The following is a 12,532-nucleotide window of genomic DNA, read 5'->3' on the forward strand; positions in this document are numbered from 1 at the left end:
AGTGCGACGTTCGCGATCAGTTGAACGTGTACTTCGCACCCACCGTGAAGTAGCGGCCGATTGCGCCGCTGTAGTGCAGCGGGTTGTAGTTGACCGCACCGTAGGTGGTCGGATCCAGCGGGGCGATCCGGTCGAACACGTTCTGCACCGAGGCGTTCAGTTCGAAGGCCTCGGTGATGTTCCAGCGGCCCGACAGATCGAAGGTGGTGAACGAGGCGATCTTCTTGACCGGCGTACCGTCGGCGTAGAACGCCTGGTAGTCGCCGCCGCGGCGATCCTTGTTCTCGATGCTGTCGATGTAGTTGACCACTCCGCTCACGCTCCAGGTGCCCTGCTTCCAGGTGGTGCCGAAGTTGATGCGGTCCTGCGGGGTGCCGATGCAGTTGGTCACGTCGCAGTTGCCGTGCGTGCCCACGTAGTCGACGGTGGTGTCGCCTTCGGTGCGCTCGAACTTGAGCAGGTGGCTCCACTGCGCGTCCAGCTCCAGCTGGCCGGGGCCGATCGCGAAGGTTTGGCGGATGTCGGTATCGATGCCGCGCACGCGCGAGGAGTTCGCGTTCACGTAGCCGGTGTTGACCGCCAGGATGGTGCCGCTGTTCGGCACGCCGCCGATGTTGTTGCTGTCGCGCAGGACGTTGCCGGCGGCGATCGCGTCGGCGGTGCTGCCCTGGGCGATCTCGTTGGTGCGCTTGATCTCCCAGCCGTCCACGGTCAGCGAGGTGGTCGAGGTCGGCTGCAGCACGAAGCCCACCGAGTAGCTCTTGGATTCCTCGGGCTTCAGCGCTGGGTTCGGGCGGGTGATGATCGCCACCGAGCGCGCGGTGCACTCGTTGGCCGGATCGATCGCGCAGCGCACCGGATCGCGGGCGTTGGAGAACGCGGCCAGGCCGCCGTCGCCGTTCTCGGCCGGGTTCGGTGCGCGGAAGCCCTCGGCGTAGCTGGCGCGCAGCGCGATCCAGTCGGCCGGCGTCCACTTCACGCCGAACTTCGGCGTGGCCTTGCCGTCGCCGCCGTCGTACTTGTCGTAGCGCAGCGCCGCGGACAGTTCCAGCTGCTCCAGCACCGGCGCCGACAGCTCGACGTGGGCGGCGTAGACGTTCTGGGTGCCGTCGTAGGCCGAGTAGCCCAGGCCGATGATGTCGCCGACGTCGGTGTAGGTCTGCGGGGTCAGGCTATTGCTGGTCTTGCGCCATTCGGCGCCGAACGCCAGGCCCAGCGGGCCGCCCTTGAGATCGGCCAGGCTGCGCGAGACGTTGAAGTCGAACATGTCCAGTTCGGACTTGGCGCGGGCGCTGATGGTCGGCGAGATGTAGTCGTACAGCGCCTGCGAGTTCAGATTGGCATTGTCGCCGATGCGCCAGGTGCCGGCGGGGCAGGCCGGGTTGCCCAGCACGCAGCGCACTGCGCTGTAGCGCAGGAAGCCGGTGCGCTTGTTGACCAGGTTGGTGCCCGAGTGCAGGTAGCCGGTGTCGTAGCTCCAGTCGCCCCAGTTGCCCTTCACGCCGACCAGGAAGCGGTTGAACTCGTTGGTGTTGTCGGTCACCCGCGGGCCCACGTCCCAGGCGCTGTAGCGCAGGCGCGCAGCGTAGGGCAGCGGATTGTCGGGATGGCCGGCGTAGAGCACGGTGGCGCCGGCGCCGCTGTTGGCGTTGACCGGGCCGCCCGGATAACCCCAGCCGCCGGACACGGCCGACGGGGTGTTGGAGAACACGGTGTTCTTCTTCGAGTAGCCGATCTCGGTGTAGATCTCGCCGCCCTCGCCGAAGGCGAAGCTGGCGCGGCCGAACACGTTGACGTACTTCTCTTCCGGCGCCAGGTCGCGGAACTGCTGGGCCGGATCCCACAGGCAGCCCTGCGCCTGCGCGGTGGCGTCGCTCTGGCCGGGGATGGTGGTCAGGCCGGCGCAGCCGGGGAGCGCCACCAGTTGTCCGGCGGTGTTGAACACCGAGCCGTTGGGGCCGGTGCCGCCGGCGGTGCCGCCGCTGAGGTAGGCGCCGCCGAGGAATTGCGCGTCCTGCGCCGCGTAGCCCCAGCGCCGGATGTCGCCGGTGCCGATCCACTTGCGGTCCTTGCGGTCGCTGATCTTGATCGCGTCGGTCTTGCCCACGTCCAGGCTGAAGAACGCGTTCCAGCCGTCGCTGGCGAGGTCGCCGGTGCCGGCGGTCAGGGTGGCCTTGCGCGCATCGCCATCGCCGTCGCCGGAGATGCCGTAGGAGCCGCGCAGGATCGCGCCCTGGAAGTCGCTGCGCAGGATGATGTTGACCACGCCGGCGATGGCGTCGGAACCGTAGATCGCCGAGGCGCCGTCCTTCAGCACTTCGACCCGCTCGACCGCGTCCAGCGGGATGGTGCTCAGGTCGGTGAAGACCTTCTGGCCGTCGTCGGCCAGGCCATAGGTGGCCATGCGCCGGCCGTTCAACAGCACCAGGGTGGAACCGGCGCCCAGGCCGCGCAGCGAGATGCCGGCGCCGCCGCCAGCGAAGCCGTTGCCGAAGCTCTTGGGAATCGAGCCGGCACCGTCGGCGGTCAGGGTCTGCAGGTATTCGGCCAGCGAGGTCTTGCCGGTGCGGTCGATTTCCTGGCGGGTCACCACCTGCACCGGCGACGGGGTCTCGGTGTCGGTGCGCGGGATGTTGGAGCCGGTGACGGTGATGCGGTCGAGATTGGTGGCCGCTTCCTGGGCGAAGGCGGCAGTGCCTGCGAAGGCGGCGAGCACGCCGGTCACGGAGGCGCACAGCAGGGAACGGCGGGTTGCACGCCGTTGGGTCGGGATGTTCACAGTTTCTCTCCTAACTGGAAACGCAGGTTGTGTCTTTCTGACGAAAGTGCCGACCTTTTGACGGTCGGCTGGTTCCCATCTAGGTGTATCTATCGTGAACAAATAGTGAATTTTTGCGGAATGCGCGCGGCCGGACGGACCCGGCCGCGCGCGTCGCAACCCTCAGCGATCCAGCGAAAAATCGATCGGCACCAGCCCGTACGCCTGCACCGGCGTGCCGTTCTGCAACGCCGGCTGGAACGCCCAGCGCTTGAGCACCTGGTCGCGGGCGGCCTGGTCCAGCGCCCGGTGGCCGCTGCTCTTCTCGACGGTGACCTGTAGCGGCTGTCCGTCGGTGCCGACCAGTACCCGCAGCAGCACGCTGCCCTGCAGATGCTCGCGCAGCGCGTCGCGCGGATACGGTGGCGCCGGCGCGCGCAGGTACTGCAACTGCATGCCGTCCACCGGCGCGCCCACGCTCGCCGGCGGCAGGCTGGGCGCGGCGATGCTGGGCGTGGGGTCGACGCTGGGCGCGCTGTCCAGCGCCACCGGGCTGCTGTCGACCGCTGGTTCCGGCGTCGAGGTCGGCACCGGCACCGCAGTGGGCGTGCGCGGCTGCGTCGGCACCTGTTTCTCGACAGTGGGAATGGTCGGCGGCGGCGGCGTGACCTTGACCACCACCGGTTGCTGCCAGGGCGGCTGCACCTGCGCCGGTTCCGGTGGCGCGGTCACGTGCGAGAGCGGAAGCAGCAGCAACAGGGCGGCCAGCACGTGCAGGGCGATCGCGGTGCTGTAGGCCAGGACCCGGGACAGGTCGATGCGGAAGGACGGGGCGGGGAGTTGCGTGCGAACCATGGATCCACCTCTGCGATAGGAGTGTCGTGGACTGCGGTACGGGGAAACGCACGGGGGCGGCGGATGGGGTCGTGGCGCCCGTCCGCGTTTCGACAGTGCGCCGGTCGCGGTCGCTTTGGCAAGCGCTGGCGGAGATCGGCGCCGGGTGCCACAGTGGCAAAGGGCGGTGCTGCCGGATCCGGACACGACGACGGCGCCCGCAGGCGCCGTCGCGAGGTGGGGCCGGGCAGCCGGCTTACTTGCCCAGTTCGAACACCACGTCCAGGTTGACCGAGACGCTGCTTTCGCCCGCGGCCACCGGGGTGTCGGCTTCGGCCTTCATCGCCATCGCGCGCATCATCGGCATCGGCGGACGCACGCCGCCACCGCTGCCCTCGGAAATACTGACGATGCGCCGCACGCGCAGGCCCAGCGCCTTGGCGTAGCTCTGCGCGCGCGCCTGCGCCTTCTTCAGCGCATCGACCCGGGCCTGGTCGTACAGCGGTTCCGGGTCGTCGATCTCGAAGGTGGGGCCGTTGATCTGGTTGGCGCCCTGCGCGGCCAGCGCGTCGAGCACCTTGCCGAGCTTGGCGATGTCGCGCACCTTGAGGTTGACCGAGTTGCTGGCCTGGTAGCCGATGATCTGCGGGGCCTGGTTCTCGGCATACTTGTACTGCGGGTTGAGGCTGACGCCGCTGGTCTGCACATCCTTGTCGGCGATGCCGGCGGTGCGGATCGCGGCCAGCACCTTGGTCATCTGCTCGGCGTTCTGGCGCATCGCCGCGGCGCTGTCGGTGGCCTGGGTGACCACGCCGGCCGAGATCGCGGCCACGTCCGGCGTGCGCTTGGCCTCGGCCTGCGCGGCGATGTTGAGCAGGGTGCCGTCGGCGGGCACGGCGTAGCCGGGCGCGGCGGATTGGGCGTGGGCGGTCATCGTGCCTCCTAGGGCGAGGGACAGGGCCAGCAGCAGCGGGCGGACGGACAATGCGCGCATCGATGTTCTCCTTGAAGAATGGGGCGAGGGTGTTGCCGCGACGATGAACGCGTCGTGATCTTCGCCGGGGTTGAAGCGATCGTCGCGCCATCGGCGTTCGTTCAGCCAGTCCGCTCGGGTTATCCTTCGGCCATGCTGTATCTCGCGTCCCGTTCCCCTCGCAGAAACGAACTGCTGACCCGCCTCGGCGTGCCGTTCCGGATCCTCGATCTCGAGGTGCCGGAAGTGCGCGCGGCCGACGAGTCGGCGCAGGCCTACGTGCGCCGCGTGGCGCTGGACAAGGCCCGCGCCGGGCTGGCGCAGCTGGCCGACAGCGCCGACGCGGTCGTGCTCGGCGCCGACACCGAAGTGGTGCTGGACGACCGCGTCTTCGGCAAGCCGGCCGACGCCGAGGACGCCGCGGCGATGCTGGCGGCCCTGTCCGGACGCACCCACCAGGCGATGACCGCGGTGGCGCTGGTCGCCGCCGACCGCGAGGAGGTGGTGCTGGTGCCCACGGCGGTGACCTTCGCCACGCTGTCGGCGCGCGACATCGCCGACTACGTGGCCAGCGGCGAGCCGATGGGGCGGGCCGGCGCGTATGCGATCCAGGGCGGCGCCGAGCGTTTCGTCAGCCGTCTCGACGGCAGTTATTCCGGGGTGATGGGCCTGCCCCTGCACCAGACCCACCACCTGCTGCGCACCTTCGGAGTGCTGTGATGTCGCAAGAGATCCTGGTCAACGTCACACCACGCGAGACCCGGGTGGCGGTCATCGAGAACGGCATGCTGCAGGAGCTGCACATCGAGCGCGGCTGGCGCCGCGGCGTGGTCGGCAACATCTACAAGGGCCGGGTGCAACGGGTGATGCCGGGCATGCAGGCGGCCTTCGTCGAGGTCGGGCTGGAGCGCGCCGCGTTCCTGCACGCCAACGACGTGGTGCGGCCGGCGCCGGTCGGCAACGGCGACACCGAGGAAGCGACGCCGCTGCCGGTGTCGGCGGCGGTGCCGATCGTGGAACTGCTGCGCGACGGCCAGGACATCGTGGTGCAGGTGGTCAAGGACCCGATCGGCAGCAAGGGCGCGCGGCTGACCACGCAGATCAGCATTCCCTCGCGCTACCTGGTGCTGCTGCCGCAGTCGCGGGTGATCGGGGTGTCGGCGCGGATCGAGGACGAGGCCGAGCGGCAGCGCCTGAAGACCCTGGTCGCCGACCTGGCCGCCAGCCACGGCGGCTTCGGCTACATCATCCGCACCAATGCCGAGGGCCAGCCGGCCGAGGCGCTGGCCGAGGACATCGCCTACCTGTCGCGGGTCTGGAACGTGGTCGAGCGGCGCGGCCGCGACGGCGCCCCGGCCAGCATCATCTACGAGGACCTGAGCCTGCCGCTGCGCGCGGTGCGCGACCTGATCCGCAAGGACGTGGAGAAGGTCAAGGTCGATTCGCACGAGACCTTCGAGCGGCTGCAGGCCTTCGTCGCCAAGTACATGCCGGTGCTGGCCGAGCGCCTGGAACTGTACACCGGCGACCGCCCGATCTTCGACCTGTACGGGGTCGAGGACGAGATCGCCCGCGCGCTGGACAAGCAGGTGCCGCTGAAGTCCGGCGGCTACCTGGTCATCGACCAGACCGAGGCGATGACCACCATCGACGTCAACACCGGCTCGTTCCTGGGCCAGCGCAATCTCGAGGAGACGGTGTTCCGCACCAACCTGGAGGCGGCACAGGCGGTGGCGCGGCAACTGCGGCTGCGCAACCTCGGCGGCATCATCATCATCGACTTCATCGACATGGACGACGCCGAGCACCGCCGCCAGGTGCTGCGCACGCTGGAGAAGGCGCTCTCGCGCGACCACGCCAAGACCACGGTGTACGAGTTCTCGCCGCTGGGCCTGGTGGAGATGACCCGCAAGCGCACCGTGGAGAGCCTGGAGCGGCAGCTGTCCGAACCGTGCCCGGAGTGCAGCGGGCGCGGGTCGATCAAGACTGCCGAGACGGTGACCTACGAGATCTTCCGCGAGATCACCCGCGCGGTGCGCCAGTTCGACGCGGCGCGGCTGCTGGTGATCGCCTCGACCAAGGTGGTGGCGCGCATCACCGACGAGGAATCGGCGGCCGTGGCCGAGCTGGAGGAATTTCTCGGCAAGACCATCCGCTTCCAGGCCGACGAACAATACCTGCAGGAGCAGTTCGATGTGGTGTTGTTGTGAGGCTGGGATTGGGGATTCGGGAATGGGGAATGGGGGAAGAGCGCGTTATCGGCGCTGATGCATTCCCGGATTCCTTTGCCGAATTTCACGTGGCAATGAGCGGTTCGTGTGCTGCTTTTGCGATTCCCCATTCCCGATTCCCCACTCCCCGCACCTGATGCACACCCCCCTGCGCCGCCGCCTGCGCCTGGCTCGCCGTTTCGCGTTCTACGCGGTGGCGATCGCGCTGGTGTGCGTGGCGTTGGCGGTGGGGGCGCTGAGCCAGGCGCTGCCGTTCGTGGAGCGGCATCCGCAGCAGGTGGCGGCGTGGTTGAGCGAGCGCGCCGGGCGGCCGATCCGCTTCGATCGGCTGGAGACGGCCTGGACCCGGCGCGGCCCGCTGCTGCGCCTGGACGGGCTGCGCATCGGCGCCGGCGACGGCGTGCGCATCGGCCAGGCCGAGGTGCTGGTGTCGATGTACGCCGGACTGCTGCCCGGGCGCTCGTTCACCGAACTGCGCCTGCGCGGCCTGGCGCTGACCCTGCTGCGCGGCGACGACGGCAACTGGAGCGTGCAGGGCCTGCCGACCTCGGGGCAGGGCGGCGATCCGCTGGATGCGCTGGAAGGGCTGGGCGAACTGCAGGTCATCGATGGCCGCCTGCGCGTGCACGCCCCGTCGCTGGGACTGGAAGCGCAGGTGCCGAAGATCGACCTGCGGATGCGCGTGAACGGCGAGCGCCTGCAGGTGGGCGTGCAGGGCTGGAGCGATCTGCAACAGGCACCGCTGACCGCGGTGCTGGACCTGGACCGCCGCCGCGGCGACGGCCAGGCCTATCTGGCGGTGCGGCCGGCGGAGCTGGCGGGCTGGGCCGGCCTGCTGCATGCGGCGGGCATCGAACTGCAGGGCGGCGTCGGCGAGGTCCAGGCCTGGCTGGACCTGCAGCAGCGCCGGGTCGCCGGGGTGACCGTCGACGCCACGCTGCGCGAACTGCGCCTGCGCGGCGCGCCGCTGGCCGACGGCCGTACCCGGCCGCAACTGGCCTTCACCACCTTCCGTGCGAAGGCGCGCTGGCGCCAGATCGACGGCGGCTGGCGGCTGGATGCGCCGCAGCTGCAGTTCGGCCAGGCCGGGCAGCCGCTGCAACGCCTGGACGGGCTGACCGTCGCCGGCGGGCGCCGTTACGCCCTGTTCGGCGACCATCTCGACGTGGCGCCGCTGATCGCCGTGGCCGGACTCAGTGACCGCCTCTCGCCCGGCCTGCGCAGTTGGCTGTCGGTGGCGAAGCCGCGCCTGCAGCTGACCCAGGTGGCGGTCAGCGGGGTGCCCGGCGGCCCGCTGTACGGCCAGGGCCGCCTGGCCGAGCTGGCGTTCGCGCCGGCCGGGGGCGCGCCCGGGGTGAGCGGGCTGCGCGGCCGCTTCGACGGCGATGCGCAGGCCGGCGAACTGGCGCTGGAGGCCGGCAGCCCGGTCCGGGTCGACTGGCCCAGCGGCTTCGGCGTGGTCCACCAGGTTCAACTGGCCGGGCGCATCGTCGCCTTCCGCGACGGCGACGGCCTGCGCGTGGCGACCCCCGGGCTGCGCGTGCAGGGCAGCGACTACGGCGCCGACGTGCGCGGCGGGCTGCGCTTCCAGGGCGATGGCTCGCGGCCGTGGATCGACCTGGCCGCCGACCTGCAGGACGCGCCGGTGGTGGCGGCCAAGAAGTTCTGGGTGCACTCCAAGATGAGCAAGGCCGCCACCGACTGGCTCGACGCCGCGCTGCAGGGCGGGCGCTTGCGCGACGGCCACGCGCTGGTCTCCGGCGACCTGGACGACTGGCCGTTCGCCGACCACAACGGCCGCTTCGAGGCGACCGCACGGCTGGAGGACGCCAAGGTGCGCTTCCAGCACGACTGGCCGGCGGTGGAGAACGTGGACGCCAGCGTCGCCTTCATCGGCAACGGTTTCGAGGTGCACGGCCGCGGCAGCATGGGCGGGGTGCCGGTGGAGCAGCTGTCTGCGGCGCTGCCCGACTACAAGGAGGGCCAGCTCAGCGTGCTGGCCAGCACCCGCGCCGAGACCGGCAAGCTGCTGGCGATGCTGCGGCAGAGCCCGCTGCGCGCCCGTTACGGCGACACCCTGGATGCGCTCAGCGCCTCGGGGCCGGCCGACGTCACCTTCGATCTGCTGCAGCCGCTGCGGGCCGATGTCGGCACCCACCACCTGCGCGGCACGGTCGACCTGCTCGGCGCGCATATCGCCGACAAGCGCTGGGACCTGGCCTTCGACGACATGCGCGGCAGCGCCAACTACAGCGATACCGGGTTCGCCGCGCAGAAGCTGAGCGTGTCCTACCAGGGCCACCAGGGCGAACTGGCGCTGCGGGCCGGCGATGGCGTGCAGGATCCGCAGCAGGCCTTCGAGGCCGCGCTGAGCGCGTCGCTGGACGCCAACGAACTGCTCGACCGGGTGCCGGAAATGGCCTGGCTCAAACCCTATGTGCAGGGCCGCTCGCGCTGGAACATCGGTGTCGGCCTGCCCAAGACGCCCGACGGCGGCGCGCAGCCGCCGACCCGGCTGCAGCTGCGCTCGGACCTGGTCGGCACCGAGCTTTTGATGCCGGCGCCGATGGACAAGGCGCCGGCGACGCCGCTGGCGACCTCGGTCAACGTGCCGCTGCCGGTCGGCAGCGGCCGCATCGAGGTGGTCTTCGGCAAGTTGATGGCGCTGGCGGCGCGCAGCCAGGGCGGCAAGACCGGCGTGCGCGTGGTGATGGGCAGCGACCATGTCGCCGACGAACCGCCGGCCAGCGGCCTGGTCGTGACCGGGCGCACCGCGGCGCTGAACGCCATCGACTGGATCAGCGTGGTCAGCCGCCCCGATCCGAACGCCGCCGCGGCCAACGGCGGCGAAGACCCGATGCCGCTGCGCCGTATCGAGATCCTCGCCGACCACCTGCTGTTGCTGGGCGGGGTGTTCGACAACACCCGCCTGCGCCTGCTGCCGCAGACCGACAGTATCGACGTGCACCTGGACGGCCCGGCCCTGGCCGGCGACCTCAGCGTGCCGACCAAGGACGGCGGCGTGCTCGGCGGACGCCTGGCGCGGGTGCATTGGCGCTCGGCCACGGCCACGCTGCCGGCGGCGAACGGCGCGCCGACCGCGGTGGTCGCCACGCCCGCCGACAATGGCGTCGCCGGCAGCGCCGGCCCGGTCCCGGCCGGCCCGTTCGCCGACAGCCTGGATCCGGCCACGATCCCGGCGCTGGCGCTGGACGTGGACGACCTGCGCTTCGGCGCGATCACTCTCGGCGCGGCCTCGCTGCGCACGCGCAAGCTCGCCGATGGCATGCAGGTGGATCAACTGCACCTGCGCTCGGACAAGCAGAAGATCGACATCAGCGGCGACTGGCGCGGCAAGGGCGCCACCGCCCATACCCAGCTCGACGCCAACGTCGACAGCCGCGACCTGGGCGAACTGATGCAGAACCTGGACTTCGGCGGCCAGGTGCGCGGCGGCGAAGGCCAGTTGAAGCTCAGCGCGGCCTGGCCGGGCACGCCGGCCGGTCTGCAGCTGGCCACGGTGCAGGGCCAGCTCGACGTGGCCGCGCGCAACGGCCAGTTGCTGGAGCTGAACCCGGGCGCCGGGCGCGTGCTCGGCCTGCTCAGCGTGGCGCAGCTGCCGCGGCGGTTGATGTTCGATTTCCGCGACTTCTTCTCCAAGGGGTTCGCCTTCAACCGCATCGACGGCCAGATCCGCTTCGGCGACGGGATGGCGCGCAGCGACAACCTGGTCATCGATGGCCCGGCCGCCGAGATCAAGGTGCGCGGCGAGGCGGATCTGCGTGCGCAGCAGTTCGACCAGACCATCGACGTCAATCCCAAGTCCGGCAATCTGCTGACCGTGGTCGGTGCGGTCGCCGGCGGGCCGGTCGGCGCGGCGGTCGGCGCCGCCGCCAACGCGGTGCTGGGCAAGCCGTTGGGCAACATCGGCGCACGCACCTACCGGGTCACCGGGCCGTGGAAGGATCCCAAGGTGGACGTGATCGAGCGCGAATCGGCGCGGCCGCCGGCGCCGTCGGGTACGCCCTAGATCGCGTGCCGTCCGTAGGAGCGGCTTCAGCCGCGATGGGGCGTTACCGGTAAGGCCCGTCGCGGCTGAAGCCGCTCCTGCGAGGCGATAGGGGTGACGGCACAGAGACCCGCGGCGCACGGGTCATTCGCGTTCGCTGCCGCGCGCCGCTTGCGCTGCGCGCCTTCCTCCCCCATGTTGAGCCCATGAACGATCACGCCCTGAGCCTCGCCGAAACCCGCCTGTTGCTTCCCGCCGGCCTGGATGCCGCCAGCCTGGAGCGCGCCTTCGGCACGCTGCTTGGCCCCGGCATCGATTTCGGCGACCTGTATTTCCAGCATTCGCGGCGCGAGAGCTGGAGCGTGGAGGACGGCATCGTCAAGGACGGCGCCCACTCCATCGAGCAGGGCGTGGGGGTGCGCGCGATCTCCGGCGAGAAGACCGGCTTCGCCTATTCCGACGACATCCACCGCGACGCCCTGCTGGCCGCCGCGCAGTCGGCGCGGGCCATCTCCCGCGACGGCGGCGCGCAGCCGGCGCACGCGCTGCAGCGCGGCGGCGGCCGCGCGCTGTATCCGGCACTGGACCCGGTGGATGCGATGGACAACGCGCACAAGGTGGAGTTGCTGCGGCGGCTGGACCAGTACCTGCGCGCCGCCGACCCGCGCGTGCAGCAGGTGATGGTGAGCCTGTCCGGCGGCGTGGACACGGTGCTGGTGGCGCGCAGCGACGGCGTGCTCGCCGCCGACGTGCGCCCGCTGGTGCGGCTCAATGTGCAGGTGATCGTCGAACAGCAGGGCCGCCGCGAGTCCGGCTACGCCGGCGGTGGCGGCCGTTACGACTACACCACGCTGTTCGCCGACGGCCGCCCGGAAGCCTTCGCCCGCGAGGCCTTGCGCCAGGCGCTGGTGAACCTGGAGGCGGTGCCTGCGCCGGCCGGGGTGATGCAGGTGGTGCTGGGGCCGGGCTGGCCCGGCGTGCTGCTGCACGAGGCGGTCGGCCATGGCCTGGAGGGCGATTTCAACCGCAAGGGCACCAGTGTCTACGCCGGTCGCATCGGCCAGCGCGTGGCCTCGCCCGGCGTCACCATCGTCGACGACGGCACCCTGGACGGCCGCCGCGGCTCGCTTAACGTCGACGACGAGGGCACCGCGACCAACTGCACCACCCTGATCGAGGACGGCGTGCTGGTCGGCTACATGCAGGACACCCTCAACGCGCGATTGATGGGCGTGGCGCCGACCGGCAACGGCCGCCGCGAATCGTTCGCGCACCTGCCGATGCCGCGCATGACCAACACCTACATGCGCGCCGGCCAGCACGACCCGCAGGAGATGATCCGCTCGGTGAAGAAGGGCCTGTACGCGGTCAATTTCGGCGGCGGCCAGGTCGACATCACCAGCGGCAAGTACGTGTTCTCGGCCACCGAGGCCTACCTGATCGAGGACGGCAAGGTCACCGCGCCGGTGAAGGGCGCCACGCTGATCGGCAACGGCCCGGAGACCATGCAGAAGGTGCGCATGATCGGCCACGACCTGGCGCTGGACGAAGGCGTCGGCGTCTGCGGCAAGGACGGGCAGAGCGTGCCGGTGGGCGTGGGCCAGCCGTCGCTGCTGATCGACGGGTTGACCGTGGGCGGGACGGCCTAGGAGCCGGGAGTGGGGAATCGGGAAACGGGAATCGGCAGAGCGGGCGCCGCGGTGTGCTGCGGCAGTGCCGGCCTGGCG

General features: G+C 70.7%; 7 protein-coding genes. 4 read left to right on the top strand and 3 right to left on the bottom strand.

The features are described from left to right. Positions 1 to 16: 16 nt before the first annotated feature. The 3 genes from M3U25_RS02325 to M3U25_RS02335 all read right to left on the bottom strand — a co-directional run bounded on the left by M3U25_RS02325 (position 17) and on the right by M3U25_RS02335 (position 4,586). Positions 17 to 2,779 carry a TonB-dependent receptor gene (locus M3U25_RS02325; RefSeq protein WP_355495255.1) on the bottom strand — a complete coding sequence of 921 codons (2,763 nt, stop codon included), beginning with the start codon at positions 2,777 to 2,779 and terminating at the stop codon, positions 17 to 19. A 162-nt stretch (positions 2,780 to 2,941) separates the two neighbouring features. Continuing rightward, a complete protein-coding gene (locus M3U25_RS02330; protein ID WP_355495252.1) occupies positions 2,942 to 3,613 on the bottom strand; it encodes a TonB family protein in 672 nt (223 codons plus the stop codon). Positions 3,614 to 3,848: 235 nt separating this feature from the next. Continuing rightward, complete coding sequence (locus tag M3U25_RS02335; RefSeq protein ID WP_160947981.1) at positions 3,849 to 4,586, bottom strand: SIMPL domain-containing protein; 738 nt, start codon at positions 4,584 to 4,586, stop codon at positions 3,849 to 3,851. 132 nt (positions 4,587 to 4,718) lie between these two features. Between M3U25_RS02335 and M3U25_RS02340 the strand changes: the two genes are divergently transcribed. The 4 genes from M3U25_RS02340 (at position 4,719) to tldD (ending at position 12,454) form a co-directional block, all read left to right on the top strand. Beyond that, a complete protein-coding gene (locus tag M3U25_RS02340; RefSeq protein ID WP_242156650.1) occupies positions 4,719 to 5,285 on the top strand; it encodes a Maf family nucleotide pyrophosphatase in 567 nt (188 codons plus the stop codon). After that, positions 5,285 to 6,775, top strand: a complete 1,491-nt coding sequence (gene rng / locus M3U25_RS02345; RefSeq protein ID WP_010340444.1) for a ribonuclease G — start codon at positions 5,285 to 5,287, stop codon at positions 6,773 to 6,775. Before M3U25_RS02340 ends, rng begins: the two co-directional genes overlap by 1 nt. 157 nt (positions 6,776 to 6,932) lie before the next feature. Then, positions 6,933 to 10,826 carry a YhdP family protein gene (locus M3U25_RS02350; RefSeq protein ID WP_355495246.1) on the top strand — a complete coding sequence of 1,298 codons (3,894 nt, stop codon included), beginning with the start codon at positions 6,933 to 6,935 and terminating at the stop codon, positions 10,824 to 10,826. Between the two features lie 185 nt (positions 10,827 to 11,011). After that, positions 11,012 to 12,454 carry a metalloprotease TldD gene (gene tldD / locus M3U25_RS02355; protein WP_160947978.1) on the top strand — a complete coding sequence of 481 codons (1,443 nt, stop codon included), beginning with the start codon at positions 11,012 to 11,014 and terminating at the stop codon, positions 12,452 to 12,454. Positions 12,455 to 12,532: the final 78 nt, after the last annotated feature.

It is taken from the genome of Xanthomonas sp. PPL134, assembly GCF_040595915.1.
Lineage (GTDB): Bacteria > Pseudomonadota > Gammaproteobacteria > Xanthomonadales > Xanthomonadaceae > Xanthomonas_A > Xanthomonas_A indica.